General features: G+C 51.9%; 15 protein-coding genes and 1 other RNA gene. 7 read left to right on the forward strand and 9 right to left on the reverse strand.

Annotation, left to right across the window (positions count from 1 at the left end; genetic code table 11):
- Position 1 precedes the first annotated feature (1 nt).
- The 3 genes from TSP01S_RS04450 to acpP all read left to right on the forward strand — a co-directional run bounded on the left by TSP01S_RS04450 (position 2) and on the right by acpP (position 2,620).
- Positions 2 to 892, forward strand: coding sequence for an ABC transporter permease (locus TSP01S_RS04450; RefSeq protein WP_041076830.1), 891 nt, complete (start codon positions 2 to 4; stop codon positions 890 to 892).
- On the forward strand, positions 889 to 2,259 hold the full coding sequence (locus TSP01S_RS04455) for an ADP-ribosylglycohydrolase family protein (RefSeq protein WP_041076831.1): 1,371 nt from the start codon (positions 889 to 891) through the stop codon (positions 2,257 to 2,259). Before TSP01S_RS04450 ends, TSP01S_RS04455 begins: the two co-directional genes overlap by 4 nt.
- A gap of 82 nt (positions 2,260 to 2,341) precedes the next feature.
- Positions 2,342 to 2,620: an acyl carrier protein gene (gene acpP / locus TSP01S_RS04460; RefSeq protein ID WP_041076834.1), complete on the forward strand. Its 279-nt coding sequence runs from the start codon at positions 2,342 to 2,344 to the stop codon at positions 2,618 to 2,620.
- A 28-nt stretch (positions 2,621 to 2,648) separates the two neighbouring features.
- Here the strand turns inward: acpP and TSP01S_RS04465 are convergent, their stop codons facing one another.
- Genes TSP01S_RS04465 through mnmG form a run of 9 tightly spaced genes read right to left on the reverse strand, consistent with a single transcriptional unit; the run spans position 2,649 to position 12,366 of the window.
- Entirely contained in the window at positions 2,649 to 3,461 is an 813-nt protein-coding gene (locus tag TSP01S_RS04465; protein ID WP_041076836.1) for a type I phosphomannose isomerase catalytic subunit, read from the reverse strand.
- On the reverse strand, positions 3,445 to 4,842 hold the full coding sequence (locus TSP01S_RS04470) for a DUF342 domain-containing protein (protein ID WP_041076838.1): 1,398 nt from the start codon (positions 4,840 to 4,842) through the stop codon (positions 3,445 to 3,447). Before TSP01S_RS04470 ends, TSP01S_RS04465 begins: the two co-directional genes overlap by 17 nt.
- 5 nt (positions 4,843 to 4,847) lie before the next feature.
- Entirely contained in the window at positions 4,848 to 6,137 is a 1,290-nt protein-coding gene (gene trmFO / locus TSP01S_RS04475; RefSeq protein ID WP_041076840.1) for a methylenetetrahydrofolate--tRNA-(uracil(54)-C(5))-methyltransferase (FADH(2)-oxidizing) TrmFO, read from the reverse strand.
- Positions 6,134 to 6,550, reverse strand: coding sequence for an ATP-binding protein (locus tag TSP01S_RS04480; RefSeq protein ID WP_052463499.1), 417 nt, complete (start codon positions 6,548 to 6,550; stop codon positions 6,134 to 6,136). Before TSP01S_RS04480 ends, trmFO begins: the two co-directional genes overlap by 4 nt.
- Positions 6,547 to 7,344: a DUF4940 domain-containing protein gene (locus TSP01S_RS04485; RefSeq protein ID WP_041076841.1), complete on the reverse strand. Its 798-nt coding sequence runs from the start codon at positions 7,342 to 7,344 to the stop codon at positions 6,547 to 6,549. The genes TSP01S_RS04480 and TSP01S_RS04485 overlap by 4 nt, the downstream gene beginning before the upstream one ends.
- The gene (locus TSP01S_RS04490; RefSeq protein WP_041076843.1) at positions 7,319 to 7,882 is read right to left on the reverse strand and encodes an epoxyqueuosine reductase QueH; all 564 of its coding nucleotides are present in this window, start codon (positions 7,880 to 7,882) and stop codon (positions 7,319 to 7,321) included. The genes TSP01S_RS04485 and TSP01S_RS04490 overlap by 26 nt, the downstream gene beginning before the upstream one ends.
- Positions 7,882 to 8,331: a D-aminoacyl-tRNA deacylase gene (gene dtd, locus TSP01S_RS04495; RefSeq protein ID WP_041076845.1), complete on the reverse strand. Its 450-nt coding sequence runs from the start codon at positions 8,329 to 8,331 to the stop codon at positions 7,882 to 7,884. Before dtd ends, TSP01S_RS04490 begins: the two co-directional genes overlap by 1 nt.
- Positions 8,328 to 10,466: a RelA/SpoT family protein gene (locus TSP01S_RS04500; protein WP_041076847.1), complete on the reverse strand. Its 2,139-nt coding sequence runs from the start codon at positions 10,464 to 10,466 to the stop codon at positions 8,328 to 8,330. Before TSP01S_RS04500 ends, dtd begins: the two co-directional genes overlap by 4 nt.
- Positions 10,459 to 12,366 (reverse strand): tRNA uridine-5-carboxymethylaminomethyl(34) synthesis enzyme MnmG, encoded by a 1,908-nt coding sequence (gene mnmG / locus TSP01S_RS04505; RefSeq protein WP_041078442.1) that lies wholly within the window; start codon positions 12,364 to 12,366, stop codon positions 10,459 to 10,461. The genes TSP01S_RS04500 and mnmG overlap by 8 nt, the downstream gene beginning before the upstream one ends.
- Positions 12,367 to 12,466: 100 nt before the next feature.
- Between mnmG and surE the strand changes: the two genes are divergently transcribed.
- The 4 genes from surE (at position 12,467) to rnpB (ending at position 14,946) form a co-directional block, all read left to right on the forward strand.
- A complete protein-coding gene (gene surE / locus TSP01S_RS04510; protein ID WP_041076849.1) occupies positions 12,467 to 13,258 on the forward strand; it encodes a 5'/3'-nucleotidase SurE in 792 nt (263 codons plus the stop codon).
- Positions 13,209 to 13,706, forward strand: coding sequence for a peptide deformylase (def, locus tag TSP01S_RS04515; RefSeq protein WP_197538911.1), 498 nt, complete (start codon positions 13,209 to 13,211; stop codon positions 13,704 to 13,706). The genes surE and def overlap by 50 nt, the downstream gene beginning before the upstream one ends.
- Before the next feature lie 5 nt (positions 13,707 to 13,711).
- The gene (gene fmt, locus TSP01S_RS04520; protein ID WP_041076853.1) at positions 13,712 to 14,611 is read left to right on the forward strand and encodes a methionyl-tRNA formyltransferase; all 900 of its coding nucleotides are present in this window, start codon (positions 13,712 to 13,714) and stop codon (positions 14,609 to 14,611) included.
- Between the two features lie 6 nt (positions 14,612 to 14,617).
- Positions 14,618 to 14,946, forward strand: an RNA gene (gene rnpB / locus TSP01S_RS10125) — RNase P RNA component class A.
- Positions 14,947 to 14,968 lie beyond the last annotated feature (22 nt).

The following is a 14,968-nucleotide window of genomic DNA, read 5'->3' on the forward strand; positions in this document are numbered from 1 at the left end:
CATGGTTCCTGTGCTGACACAACTTTTACACGCGGCGCTCAGCAGTGCCACACCGATCGCCTTGGCTGCTTTCGGCGGTATGTTCAGCTTCCATGCGAACGTTTTCAACATTGCCATGGAAGGCATGATGCTGATGGGGGCTTACTACGCGGTCTACGGTGCGTACAGGTTCGGTCACTGGGCTTACGGTGTGCTCTTCGCGTTGCTGAGCGGTCTCGTGCTGGCCATGATATTTTCTCTGTTCGCTATAGTTTTGAAGGTCGATGAATTCATCACCGGTATAGGCATCAACATGCTCGCGCTGGGATGGACGACTTACTCTCTGAGGGCCACGTTCAAAGTCAAGGGTGCGTTCATCTCTCAGGCGATACCACCTGTGCCGAAGCTCAGGTTGTTCTTGATCGAGAAGATCCCGTTCCTCGGAGAGGTTTTGTCTCTGCATCCTTTTCCCGTCTTTGTCGCGATGATACTGACTTTCGTCTTTCATCTGATTCTCTATCGAACCGCGTTCGGATTGCGTTTGAGGGCTGCGGGAGAAGAGCCTGTCGCCGTCGCTTCGGTCGGTCTGAGCGTCAGATTGCTGAAATTCTGGAGTGCCGTTCTGTGTGGCATCCTTTCGTCCTTTGCAGGAGTCTACCTGTCGCTGGGTTACGTGACGCTGTTTTCGGAAAACATGTCGAACGGTCGAGGCTGGATATCCCTCGCGATCATAATATTAGTTCGCGGTAAGCCTGTCCCGATCATGTTGATGTCCATAGTCTTTGGGATTTTGGAGAACCTCGGTCTCTTGTTACAGAGATACGCTGTGCCACCACAATTCACGGCGATGTTGCCTTACATCGCCACGCTGTTCGTCCTTTACAGCTACGCGAGGAGGTCGAGTTCGACATGAAAGCCTGGCAGTACGAGTACGAATTGAGAAAGAGCGCCAGGATCGATCTGAACTGGCGATCGCAGTGGGAATCGATCAAAAATCATGAAATCTTTTCTGACGATCTGGTATCGATGTTCTGGTCGAGCAGAGTTCCAGGTTCCGGTGCACCGGAGTGCCTCGTGGCTGGCGCCATACAGTCAGTTGAGAACATGGGCAGGGACGTGTCGAGGGCGGAAAAGCTCTTCGAAGAAGGCCTGGAGATTTTCAACAGGAAGGATTTTCAAAATCTCAAGGTGGTGACGGCGCTGATCTTCGACGAGCTGGATCGATCACCCATTATGAAGAATCATCCTTATCATTCCTTCGAAAGGCCTCTGGGTTGGAGGAGAATATCTGATCAGATTTCGAAAGAAAGTTTTCAGCTCGATCCTGAGGATCTGTACGAATCGGTGCTGGGGGGATGGTTGGGGCAGATCAGCGGTGCGAGCATGGGCACCAGGTTCGAAGGGTTCTTCGGGGAAGAACTCGAATTCGTTCAGAGGCAGGACCTTCCACGTTATGTGGAAGAAGAGGGTGGCTACAACGACGATATCGTGTACGAAATCGTGGCGATGGAGGCACTCAAAAACTCGCAGAGGATTTCTTCCAGACTTATCGGTCTGTCCTGGTTGAAACACATCCCGTTCGGCTGGAGCGCCGAATACGTCGCGCTTGAAAACCTCAAGAGAGGTATCCTTCCGCCCCGTTCGGGCAGCTTCAGAAATCCTTTCCAGGAATGGATCGGGGCACAGATGAGATGCATGCTTTACGGATTGATCTTTCCCGGTAGGCCATTCGAAGCGGCGCGGCTGGCCCACATGGACTCCGTCGTGTCACACAGCGGCAACGGCGTCTACGGAGGGATGCACAGCGCCGTTCTCACGTCTCTCGCTTTCGTGCTGAAAGATCCAAGGAAGATCGTTTTGAAATCCTTGGATTACGTTCCACCACGGAGCGAGTTTGCCCACGTTTTGAAAAGAACGATCGACTGGTGCAGCAGTTGCAGTTCGTGGAGACAGGTCAGAAAGCTCGTGGAGGAGGAGTTCAAGAACTACAACTGGATACACCTTTATCCAAACGCGTGCTGCGTCACGACGGCGCTCTGGTTCGGCGAAGGCGATTTCGACAAAACCATGGAGATCGTCTTGAAGATGGGTTTCGACGTCGATTGCAACGCAGGAGAGGTGGGAACCGTTCTCGGTGTTCTGCTGACCGCCCGTTCCATCCCGTCCGACTGGTTGAGACCTTTGAAAGGAGCTGTGAAAACGTACATGAAGGGTTTCGAGCGGATCTCGATAGAACACCTCGCTCGACTCAGCCTCGAACTTTCCAAGAGGTTCTCGTGAGCCGTATAGGTTCACTCTTGACATTCCTCGGGGATGATGCTTTATAATATCGTGACTCGAGATCGACGGGAGGGAGACAGCAGTGAACAAAGAGGAACTTCTGGAAAGGATCAAAGAAATAATTGCCGACAAACTGGGTGTCGATATCGACGAGGTCACTGACGACGCCGATCTCATCGATGATCTGGATGCGGATTCGCTCGACCTTGTGGACCTCGCAATGGCGATCGAGGACGAGTTCGGTGTGACGATAGCCGATGAGGAGCTGGAGAAGATCCGTACCGTGAGGGACATATTCAGGGAACTCTACGAAAAGATAAGGTTGGCTGAAGAGGAAGAGGAGAACGAGGAGGAAGAATGAACGTCGCTGGTGCAAGCCAGCGACGTTTTTATTTTCCAATCTTTATCAAGAGTGCGTCACCTTCGATGGATTCATCGACCGCGATCAACGTTTCAAAGGCTTTTGTCTTGTATCCTCCCACCAGCCCGTCTTTCAAAAACACGACGATCCAGAAACCCACCAAGTGAGTGCGGCCCGAGACACGATAGACAGTGAAGTGATCGCATTCGAACTTTTCGAAGTTTCTGTGCAGCAACGCTTCGAGTTGGAAATCTTTCACGGCTTTCAGTGCTTTCTCAAGGTGCGTTTCTCTCTTTCTGCCCCAATCGTCGATTCTGTAAGTCAGATCTGATGTTTGTTGAATCTCAACGACCAGACTGCCCGGACCGAGCGTGTGTATCAGGCCCGCCGGAACGAAGAAAAGATCTCCAGGATTCATGTCTATGTAAGTCAGATGCTCTCTTATCTGTGAAGGATTCGAACAGTCCTTCAAGACTGTGCCGTTCAAAACTACTGCGACCTTCCCGGTTTCAACGAAGTACCAGCACTCCGTCTTACCCCAGGGTTCGTTCTCCACATTCCTGGCAAGCTCGTCGTCCGGATGCACCTGGATCGATAACCATTGCGCGGGAGAGACGAGTTTGATCAGCAGGGGAAACCGTGGAAGATCCACACCGAGCTCTTTGAGAAATTTTCTCAGGTTCGTGTTCGATTCACCGATCACGTTCGTCACGAACGGCTCAAGATCGGACAGGAGCCACACTTCACCCACGAACGGTTCCGTCTCGACGCCGAAGAGTTCGTTCAACCTCGGGCTTCCCCACACCATGGGCCTGAACCGAGGTTCAAGCTTCACTAACATCGGAGTAACCTCCGACCCTTATCTGATCGTTCTCTATCACCAGCAACACTTTCTGCAAGGGTTTGTCGTTGTAATATCTTTTATCGAAAATGCAGATTTCCACACCCGGATGCATCATTTTTCTCGCCACTATTTTCGCAGACGTGTATTTTTGTTTCATCCTCTGCTGGATTTCCTCGAGCTCTTTTTCCGCCGTTTCTATGTTGCTTCTCAGATTGATCATGCTCTGACCGACTTTCCTGAACAACTCTATCTTGTCTGGTGGGAGCTTACCCTGGTTTCTGTCCATGATCTCTTTGAGTGTTTTGTAAACGTTGACGAGCTTGTTCAGATTCTCTCTGTCGAGCTCGATCTGGGCTTTCAGCACTTTCATTCTTTCCCTTTCTTCTGGTTCCATACCTACTTCTATGTAGGTCCTCACACCGAGCTCTGAACCGATCTCTTCCGCCTCAACGTAATAACCGGCCGAGATCGTTCCACCGACTATGACGCCTTTATCACCCTTAGCGATCACCTTTTCTCCCGCCTTGATCTGCGAATTCGTTATGGGGCCGTCCACAACGACTCCTTTTCCAGCCTCCACCACGGCGTTCTCTATGAATTTCGCACGCACCTCTTCCTTCGCCTTGACCAAACCCTTTTCTCTACCCTTTATTCCCAGAGCCGTGATGCTTCCCTCGAAGGAAACCACTGTAGCCGCTTCTATGACGCCACCCACATGCACGTCAGCCTTCGCTCTGACCGTAAAACCTGGCTTCACATCACCTTTTATCTGAACTTCGCCCGGAAAATCTATGTTCCCGGTTGAGTAATCCACATCACCCTGTACGTTCAGCACTTCGTTCACGTCTATCGTTCCATCCGCCGTCGCGACCAGGATACCGTCCACGGCTGCGACGATTTTCCTACCATCTTCTACGAGCCTCACGTTCTTCCCAAGCTTGAGTTGCGGAGGTTTGCCCGGCTTTGGTTTGAGGACTCTGCCGAGTACGTTGCGTCCCTCTTCCCCTTCACTCGGTGGAACGATTTCTGCCACGATCTGACCGGCTTTGACGATCGTTCTCATGCGTCTTGGAAGTTCTCTCAGATCTATTCTTCCTTTATCGCTGGATGACTGTTCGTCGGTTTGTTGTGGCCTCACAATAACGACCTGTCCATCGTTGCCATCGATGGGTTTCTTACCGACGGCAACGAGCACGGGTCTATCGAAGATCTTCGATTTCAAAATGTTCTCGATCGCATCCTCCAGGATACCGTAAACGACACCGTGCGCCTTCAGTTGTGAGAGGAGATCATCTTTGCTTATCTCCTCGTTCTGATCGGCAGAAACGATCATGTGAGCCTCCATGGCATCCTGTGAAACTTTCACCTGAACCTTCATCGGCCCTATCCCTCTCTCCACCCCGAAGCGGTCAACAATTTGTTCAGATCGTTCAGGGACCTTTCGGCCGCTTTTATTCTGTCTTTGCTGTCTTTCAGCAAGCCGTAGTTTGCGTACATGGGTTGAAGGTGATCTGTCACACCGTTACAGACATAGTCGAAGAGCGATCCCATCATCGTCGTTTTCGGAAGTTCGATCAGGTTTTGACCCTTCAGGTACCTGTAAACGTTCAGAGCCACGTACAAACCGCTCGCCGCCGACTCCAAATATCCTTCGACCCCCGTTATCTGGCCCGCAAAGAAGATCTTCTCGTTCCCCCTGAGCCTGAAGTAACGATCCAGGACTTTTCGCGAGTTGATGTAGAAGTTTCTGTGCATCACACCGTATCTCAGTATTTCGGCGTTCTCGAGGCCCGGGATCAGTCTTATGACCCTTTTCTGTTCGGGCCATTTCAACCTCGTCTGGAAACCCACTATATTGTACATCGTACCTTCGACGTTTTCCTTTCTGAGCTGCACGACCGCGTACGGTTGCTTTCCCGTTCTGGGGTCGATCAATCCCACAGGTCTCAGCGGACCGAAGAGGAGGGACATTTTGCCGGTTCTTGCGATCTCTTCTATGGGTTTGCAACGTTCGAATAGCAGAGAGCTGTCGAAGCCTTCCATGGGGACAACCTCAGCGCTCACGAGTGCTTCGTAGAATCTGTCGTATTCTTCTTCGTTCATGGGACAATTGATGTAATCTTTCGTCCCAACATTGTAGCGATCACCGAAGAAAACTTTGGAATAATCTATGCTTTCGGCTGAAATTATCGGTGCGACCGCATCGAAGAAATAGAGTGCACCGGAAAGCTTCTCGGTCAACCACCTTGCGAGCGGTTCGCTCGTCGCGGGACCAGTTGCGATCACCCACACATCCTCATCATTTTCGATCCTGTTGACTTCCTCAATCACCAACTGTACTCCACTTTTGAGGACCTCTTCGGTTATCCTAAAAGAGAAACGTTCACGATCAACAGCCAACGCCTTGCCAGCTGGTACACGGCATTCTTTCGCGATCCTCACGATCAGAGACCCGAACAGTTCCATTTCCAGCTTGAGTAATCCGGAGGCGTTCTGAACGTCCTCCGACTTGAGCGAGTTGCTGCAGACAAGTTCAGCGAAAAATCCCGTTCTGTGAACGGGTGTCATCTTGTACGGACGCATCTCGTGGAGAACGACCTCGATCCCTCGTATGGCGAGTTGATAGGCGACTTCTGAACCTGCGAGTCCCGCACCGACAACGTGAACCTTCAAGGCAGCCTACCTCTCAACTTCTTCTTGAGTATCAACAGATTCCCTCTGCACACGTTGAGAAATTGAACGGAGTCGAAGACTTTGTGGATTATGTAGAGGCCGAATCCTCCCTCACGTTCCGGATCCGGTGGCTTTGGTTGCAAGGATCTGGGATCGACGTGTTCACCGTAGTCTCTGATGAAGATTTCGACTTCTCCTTCGTTCCAGAAGATGGACAGTTTGATGGTCTTGTCGCGTTCGTTCTTGTAAGTGTGCCTTATGACGTTGGTCAGAGCCTCGTTGACGGCTATCTCGAGGTCCCAGACATCTTCTTCCGGAACCGCGTGCTGCATGAGAAAACTCTTCACGATCCCGCGCGCCACTTTGGTGTTCAGAGGGTTGGAGCTGAACGTGGCAATGAACCAGTCCTTCATGGTTTTCCACCCTTTCCCTTCTGTGCCAGGGCTGAGGCCAGGACGTGGCATTCCAGGCCGACGTCGAACCGCAGCAAGTACTTTTCTTCGAGACGTTTCTGGAGCAAGAACGCGTCGTTCAGAGAAGTGTTCAACCGATTCGCGAAATCTTGCAAGTTAGAGGAGAGAAGTCTCTGCCTGACGATTTCCACATCTCGATCGTCTATTTCCACACTCAAATCGTACTCGAACAATCTTTCGTAGAAGTGTGTGCCTTCACCCACAACGTACCTCTGTACCACGAGTGCCTGTCGAACCGCTTCTCGCGGGTCCTCGCACGGACCAGACACGCTCAATCTCGCCCTGTTCACCGTTGGCAACAGGTCTGTTGAGAAGACGTACAGATCGTGTTCCCCAACGTTGAGGATCGTGATCGCCAGCGAGCTGAGTTTCTCTCTGTACACGTATCGGTGCGCGAAATCTTCAGCGGACAGCAACCCCACGAGCCTTCTACCTCGCCAGGGTTCGATCCGTGCAGAGAGTCTCTCGACGGTCTCTGGCCAGCGCCTTTCGTTCAACAGCAACTGGTTGACGTAGCAACGAACGGTCTCGGTGAGTGGTTCGCCTTTCGTAACACCGAGAACCAGTTTTCCGGCGATGGTCTCCAGAGGGATGAGATCGATGTCGAAGCCGTGTATGCGCACAGAGACAACTGTGCCTGACTGAAGCACCAGCTGTGCGTAGTTCATCAGTTCTTTGCCCAGACCGAGGTCGTCCCTGAGTATCTTTTCAGCGCTGACTATGACGCAACGCATCTTTTTCCATCCTCTCCTGCAACGACTTCAGACAGCCACAGTAGTTCTGCCTGTACAGTCCAAGCTCCCTGCTCAACTGAACGCTCCTGAGAAAACCGTTTCTTTTCTTGAAATCACTCGGCATGTACGAAACCCCGAATCGCTTGGCCGTTTCGTCGCCGAGGAAATTTATAAGCTTGGCGTCCTTCTTGGGACTCGTCGTCAGAGTTGTGGCGAAGGTTTTGAAAGCTTTATCTCGCGCGAACTGGGCGGTGACCATCAGGCGGTGTCTCATACACTCTACACACCTTCTCGACTTTTCACCGAGATGGAGAAAATCGGAGACGGATCTGAACCACTCTTCTTTGCCTTCTCTCACCACGATGAGTTTCAGATCCCACGATTCGCACAGCTTCACAACGGCCTGAAGGCGTCTTTCGTACTCTTCTTCGGGCTCGATGTTCGGATTGTAAAAGAACAGGACGGGCTCGATGCCCGTTTCTCTCAAACGTTCCACCGCCACGGTCGCATCGGGAGCACAGCACACGTGAAGCAGCATCAGAATCTCCTCTCACTGTCGAGGAGGATGGTGACTGGTCCATCGTTGATCGATTCGACTTCCATGTGTGCACCGAACACACCCTTTTCGACTTTTCTCAACTGCTGCCTCATCTTTTCTATGAAAAGTTCGTACATCCTTTCTCCAAGTTCAGCGGGTGCCGCTTCGTCGAAAGAAGGTCGCCTCCCACGTCTGCAGTCACCGTACAGTGTGAACTGCGATATCACGAGCAACTCACCATCGACCTGCAACAGGCTCAGGTTCATCTTGCCGTTTTCGTCTTCAAAGATTCTCAGATTCGCGATCTTTTCACACATCCAGTCCACATCCTTTTCCGTGTCGTTCTTACCCACACCCAGATAAACCAGCAATCCTCTATCGATGCGTCCCACCAGTTTCCCATCCACCGTCACGCTCGCTCTGTGGACCCTCTGGACGACCGCTCTCAAGCGCTCTTCCCCCTTTCGACGCGCACGACCGCAGGGTTGTTTTCCAGCACCTTCTTAGCTTCTTCAAGTTGCTTCGCGTCGCTCACCATCACGGTCAGGGAAGCGATCGAGTAGTTCCACTTCGTTGAAACCAGCTCGGCCCTGACCACGCTCGCACCTTTGTTTTCGAGTGATTGAACTAGTTTGCCGATCTCGGTCTTGTCTCTGAACTCCACCCTGAGGTTGGTCTGGTAGCGTCCCTCGATCCTTCCATTCCAGTGGGCGCTGAACACCTTTTCCGGATCCACGTTCTGCACGTTCCTGCAGTTCGATGTGTGAACCGTGATGCCTCTTCTGCTCACCACGCCCACGATTTCGTCTCCAGGAACCGGACCACAACATTTGGCAAGGTGGATCTCTATGTTCTTCAGACCATCGATTTCGACGCCCGCATTGGCACTCAGTTTGTGTTTGGAACGTTTCGAAACTTTCTGCCCGTCTGTTGCCAGGGGGCTGAGGATCTTCACGAGTTCTTTTGGACCTATGGTACCTTCGCCGATCCTGCTGAAGAACTCTGTTTCGTCTATCCCCTGAGACTGAAGGTATTTTTTCATCTCCGGTGTCTTCATGATCTCTTCGATGGGTTTTGAGAACTGTTTGCTCACTTTCCTCAGGACGTCCTTGCCTCTCTCGACCAGCTCGTTCTGCAGCTGTTCTCTGAAAAATTTTCTGATCTTGGCTTTTGTGCGTGGTGATCTGGCGTATTTCAGCCAGTCGAGGCTGGGTCTGCCCGACTTGTTCACGATGATCTCAACGATGTCACCGTTTTTGAGTTCGTAGTCTATTGGAACGATGCGACCGTTCACCTTCGCTCCGGCAAACTTGTGCCCGATTTCCGTGTGCACGGCGTAAGCGAAATCGATCGGTGTCGCCCCGCGTGGCAGGTGCTTGACTTCACCTTTCGGAGTGAAGACGAACACTTCGTCGATTTCGAGTTCCTTTTTGAGTTCTTCGAGCCCTGCAAGGTTCTTCGTGAGTTCCTTCTTCCACTCGAGCAGCTGTGTGACCCACTTCTGCATGGTCTTAACGTTGATGCCTTCCTTGTATATCCAGTGGGCTATGAGACCGTACTCGGCTTCTGCGTGCATCTCCCAGTCTCTTATCTGCACTTCCAAAGGTTCTCCGTAGCCAGTTATCACCGTCGTGTGTAAAGATCTGTAACCGTTCGATTTGGGCGCTGCGATGTAGTCTTTGAACCTTCCAGGAAGTGGCTTCCAAAGGTTGTGCACGATACCGAGAACGCTGTAGCACGTGACCACATCCTTCACGATCGCCCTGATTCCGAACAAATCGTAGATCTCACCGAATTCCTTGCCCTTCTGGTTCAGCTTCTGCCAGATACTGTAGTAGTGCTTGAATCTGCCTTCAACGTGGGCTTCGATACCGTTTTGCTGTAGGACTTCTTTGAGCGTTTGCACGTACTCGTTTATTCTCTGCTCTCTCTCTTTCTTCTTCTCCGCGACGAGCATCTTGATCCTGTTGTATTCGTTTCTGTTGAGCGTTTTGAACGCGAGATCTTCGAGTTCCCATTTGATCGTGTATATACCAAGCTTGTGGGCTATAGGGGCATAGATTTCGAGTGTTTCTTTTGCCTTGTAAATCTTCTTCTGTTCGTCCTTGACAAAATCTATCGTTCTCATGTTGTGGAGCCTGTCCGCGAGTTTCACCACTATAACTCTTATGTCCTCCGCCATCGCGAATAACATCTTCTGGATCGTTTCGAGTTTTAAGGCCGAGTCTGCCGAATCTACAGGCGCATTGATTCTGCTGACCTTCGTGACGCCATCCACAATTCGTGCGATCTGTTTACCGAACATTTGCTCTATATCTTCCAGCTTGACTCGTCCCTGACTGTCTTCGACCGCATCGTGCAACATCGCCGCTATCACCGTTTCGATGTCCACGTTCATTGCCGCGAGGATCTTGCACACCTCAACGGGATGGTTCACGAAAGGCTCTTCGGATTCTCTGAACATTCCCTCGTGCGCGAACAGGGCCAACTCGTACGCTTTGGCCAGCTTCTTCTTATCTTCCTCTGAAAAATTTCTCGCCGAAAGCTTCAGTATTTCTGAAACGATCCTGATCGCCTCATCCATCCTCTTCGCTTCCCACTTTGCGTCCCTTGTTCCTCAAGCAGTTGATGAGGGCGGCTATATCCGAAGGTGTCACACCCGATATCCTGCTCGCTTGCAGTATGGTCTTGGGCCTCTCCCGCGACAGCTTCTCGCGCGCTTCGTAGGAGAGGTTGATCACTTTGGAGTAGTCGAGGTCTTCGGGAATTTTTATCTCGTCGAGGTCTCTCAGCATCTGCACTTCCTGGATCATCTTCTCGATGTAATCTTCGTATTTCGCCGACAGCTCGACTTGTTCGATCAGTTCTTTGTCTTCCATCGGAGAAGGATCCAAAAGTTTTATGCTCTCGTAGCTGACGTCCTGTCTTTTCATCAGGTTGAACAGCGATGTGGGCTGACGCAGCGGTTGTGTTCCAGATCGGACGAGTAAATCGTTCACTCGATCCGTTGGGGTGACGATGAGCTGCTTCAATCTTTTGACTTGTTCCTCGATGTTTTGTTTCAATCTTACCACTTTTTCGTAGAACCATTTCGGCACCAGGCCCACTTTGTATCCTTTCTCGACCAATCTCAAATGGGCGTTGTCGTGTCGCAACAACAGTCTGAATTCGGCCCTCGACGTCAGCAGTCTGTACGGTTCATCGACCCCTCTCGTTACCAGATCGTCTATCATGACGCCTATGTACGCTTCAGATCTGTCTATGTAGATCGGTTCCTCGCCCCTGAGTTTCTGAACGGCGTTCATACCTGCGACTATTCCCTGACCCGCGGCTTCTTCGTAACCGCTGGTACCGTTGATCTGACCCGCGAAGAACAGACCTTCAACGATCTTGCTCTCCAGCGTGTGGTAAAGCTGAGTTGGATCTATGTAATCGTACTCGATCGCGTAGGCAGGCCTAACGATGTGCGCATTTTCAAGACCTTCGATGCTTCTGATCATCTCTATCTGTGCTTCGTAAGGCAGGCTCGTGCTCAGCCCGTTCAAATAATACTCGTCGGTGTTCCTACCTTCGGGCTCCACGAAGATCTGGTGAGATGTCTTTTCTGGGAACTTCACCACCTTGTCTTCTATCGAAGGACAGTACCTTGGACCTTTTCCAGAGATGAGTTTGATCTCGCCGTACAGCGGTGAGAAGGCGAGGTTGGCCTGGATGATCTTCTTCGTCCTCTCGTTCGTGTAGGTCAGCCAGCAGGGATAATCCTTCGGAAGTATCCTCGGTTCGCTGAAGTAAGAGAAGCAGAGTGGCTCATCCGCGGTATCCTGACGCTTCATCTTCGTGAAATCTATCGTTTTACCGAGAACGCGTGCGGGCGTGCCGGTTTTGAACCTTCCCGTCTTGAAACCGAGCCTCATCAGGGCTTCGGACAGACCCTTGGCGGGAAAGTCACCCAACCTTCCAGCTTCGAAAGTTTGTCGACCTATGAAGATCTTCCCGTTGAGGAAGGTTCCCGTGGTTATGATCGCGGCACGCGTTTCGTAGATGGTTCCAAGCTTGTCAACGACCGCCTTGATGCGGCCGTTTTCAACGATGAGGTCGCACACTTCCGCCTGTCTCAAAAACAAATTTTGCGTCTGTTCGAGCGCCTGCTTCATCGTCTGGCTGTAAGCAACTTTGTCTATCTGCGCGCGCAACGCCCTCACCGAGGCTCCCTTGCTCGTGTTGAGCATTCTCACGTTTATCATCGTCTTGTCCGTTGTCTTTGCCATCTCACCGCCGAGAGCGTCCACTTCGCGAACGACGATACCTTTCGCGGGGCCACCGATGGCCGGGTTGCACGAGGCCCACGCGACCCTATCGAGGTTGGATGTTATGAGGAGGGTTTTGAAGCCACTCCTGGCCGTCGCGAGCGCCGCTTCCACTCCCGCGTGACCCGCTCCCACGACGACCACGTCGTACGATTCTCTCACGTTCTCACCTCGAATTTGTTCGGTATTCAATTTTAACACGCTCTCGCGTCGATCTCCGAAACAGGTCTGCAACGATAATCGTGGTAGAATTTTGTCACGGCGAGAGGTGATGAGTTTGCGCATCCTGCTCACCAACGACGATGGTGTGACGTCCGTCGGTCTTCTGACGCTCGCGGAGGTTCTCTCTAAAAAACACGAGGTCCTCGTCGTGGCGCCGGAGTCTGAACAGAGTGCCACGGGCCACGCCATAACGGTGAGGATGCCGATCTGGGTGAAGCGCGTGAAGGTCTTCGAACACATACCGGTGTACGCGACGACGGGTACCCCTGCGGACTGCGTCAAGCTCGGGGTGGAAGTGATAGGTGAGAGGAACATAGACCTCGTTGTCAGTGGCATAAACGTCGGCTACAATCTCGGAACGGACATCGTCTATTCTGGGACCGTATCCGGTGCGATAGAAGGGGCACTGCTCGGGATAGCCTCACTCGCTTTGTCCGCACCGGCAAACGAAGATTTCGATTACAAAAGGGCTGCGGAGTTCACCATGGAATTCATTGAGGAATTCGATTTTTCGTTGCTCGAGAGGTTCACCGCGTTAAATTTGAACTTCCCCGCGGGAGAGATAAAGGGATGGAAAGTGGCCAGACAGAGTGCGAGGAGGTACGCGGACAGGTTCGAAGCGCGTGTGGACCCAATGGGCAACACGTACTACTGGATGTACGGTGATGTCATAGAAGACGATGAGAGACCCGATTGTGACTACGTCATCGTGAGGGATGGTTACGTCGCCGTTACCCCCATCACGGTCTTCATGACGCACGAGCGTTTGCTCGAAAGGTTGAAGGAGGTAAATGAGCGTGAGAAGGATAAGGTTGCTGGGGGATCCGGTGCTCAGAAAGAAGGCTAAGGAAGTTTCTCAGATAGATGAGTACGTTCTGAGTCTCATCAAGGACATGTTCGAAGTCATGTACGCGGAAGACGGGGTTGGTCTGGCTGCCCCACAGGTTGGGGTGTCTCTCAGGATCATAGTGATGGACGATGGAAAACCGAGAACCATGATAAATCCGCAGATCGTCTACAGAAGCGAAGAGAAGATAGTCGGTGAGGAAGGTTGCTTGAGCGTTCCTGAAATTTTCGAGAACGTGGAACGCAGCAAGGAAGTGATCGTCAAATACAAGGATGAGAACGGCATCGAGCACGAGGAAAAGTTCACCGATTACAGCGCTCGGATCGTTCAGCACGAATATGACCATCTCGACGGAATACTGTTCATCGATCTCATACCACCCGAAAGAAGGGCGGCGATCCGTGGAAAGTTGCTCGAGATCGTCAAACGTTTGGTTCATCAAAGGTGAGTTCGGTGAGAATTCTCTTTCTTGGAACACCACATTTCGCCGCGAAGCATCTCGAAGCTCTGCTGAAAAACGGTTTGGAAGTTGTGGCTGTCGTGACACAGCCTGATAAGCCGTGTGGTCGGGGTTTGAAACCGGCTCCGAGTCCCGTGAAAGTGCTCGCACGTTCGGCAAACATACCCGTTTACGAACAGCTCAAACAGGTTCCGTTCGACACTCTGAAGATCGATGTTTGCATCGTTGTGGCTTACGGGAAGCTGATTTCGAAGAAATACCTCGACGTGTTGCCGTTCTACAACGTTCATCCATCACTCTTACCCAGATACAGAGGCGCCGCTCCCATACAGCGTGCCATAGAAAATGGGGAGAAAATCACAGGTGTGACGATCTTCAAATTGACCGAGCAACTCGATGCAGGTCCCATCGCCATGCAGGAACGTGTGGAGATAGGGGAGTTCGAAACGTTCGACGAGGTGGAAGCGAAACTGTTGAACCTTGGGTGCAGAATGCTGGTCGAATTTCTACAAGATCCTTTCTCGTATCCGCTCGCACCGCAGGACGAGTCGCTGGCGAGTTATGCACCGAAGATCGAAGAAAAAGATCTGTTTGTGGATTTTACCCAGCCTGCCAGCAAGGTTAAGGACAAAATAAGGGCTTACGACTCGAAGCCTGGCGCGAGGGCGTTTTTGAACGGTTGTTGTGTTAAGATCTTTGGGGCCAAGGCGCTCGAGCCTGGCTCAGAAGAAGCGGGAAAGATCGTCCGCATAGACAAAAACGGAGCCCACATAGCGGCTTCTTCAGGTTTTGTTGTCGTTTCGCACATCCAGTTTCCCGGAAAAAAGAAAATGACGTTCCTTGAAGCTCTCAACGGCAGGTTACTGAAGGTGAGTGATAAATTCAACGCCTGAAGACACGGAGAGGGACGGGTGGCCGCGGGTTCAACACCCGAGGAAAGTCCGGACTCCACAGGGCAGGGTGCTGGGTAATACCCAGGAGGAGCGATCCTCGGAAAGGGCCACAGAAACTTCAAACCGCCCGAAAAGGGCAAGGGTGAAAAGGTGAGGTAAGAGCTCACCAGTGCTGGGGTGACCCAGCAGCTCGGTAACCCCCACCTGGAGCAAGGCCGAACAGGGGTGGGTGGCCCGCCCATAACCCCGGGTAGGCCGCTCGAGGAGGGTGGAAACGCTCTCCCCAGATAGATGGCCACCCTCGACAGAATCCGGCTTACAGTCCCTCTCCGTGATTTTGATTCTGGAGGTGGTGTC

This window comes from Thermotoga caldifontis AZM44c09 (assembly GCF_000828655.1).
Lineage (GTDB): Bacteria > Thermotogota > Thermotogae > Thermotogales > DSM-5069 > Pseudothermotoga_A > Pseudothermotoga_A caldifontis.

Bases quoted from the DNA above. Each gene is read 5' to 3' on its own strand.
- TSP01S_RS04450 (WP_041076830.1), top strand. From the start codon at position 2: ATGGTTCCTGTGCTGACACAACTTTTACACGCGGCGCTCAGCAGTGCC.
- TSP01S_RS04490 (WP_041076843.1), bottom strand. From the start codon at position 7,882: ATGCTGCTTCACGTGTGCTGTGCTCCCGATGCGACCGTGGCGGTGGAA.
- TSP01S_RS04500 (WP_041076847.1), bottom strand. From the start codon at position 10,466: ATGGATGAGGCGATCAGGATCGTTTCAGAAATACTGAAGCTTTCGGCG.
- TSP01S_RS04470 (WP_041076838.1), bottom strand. From the start codon at position 4,842: ATGAAGGTTCAGGTGAAAGTTTCACAGGATGCCATGGAGGCTCACATG.
- TSP01S_RS04480 (WP_052463499.1), bottom strand. From the start codon at position 6,550: ATGAAGGACTGGTTCATTGCCACGTTCAGCTCCAACCCTCTGAACACC.
- TSP01S_RS04485 (WP_041076841.1), bottom strand. From the start codon at position 7,344: ATGCGTTGCGTCATAGTCAGCGCTGAAAAGATACTCAGGGACGACCTC.
- TSP01S_RS04455 (WP_041076831.1), top strand. From the start codon at position 889: ATGAAAGCCTGGCAGTACGAGTACGAATTGAGAAAGAGCGCCAGGATC.
- TSP01S_RS04465 (WP_041076836.1), bottom strand. From the start codon at position 3,461: ATGTTAGTGAAGCTTGAACCTCGGTTCAGGCCCATGGTGTGGGGAAGC.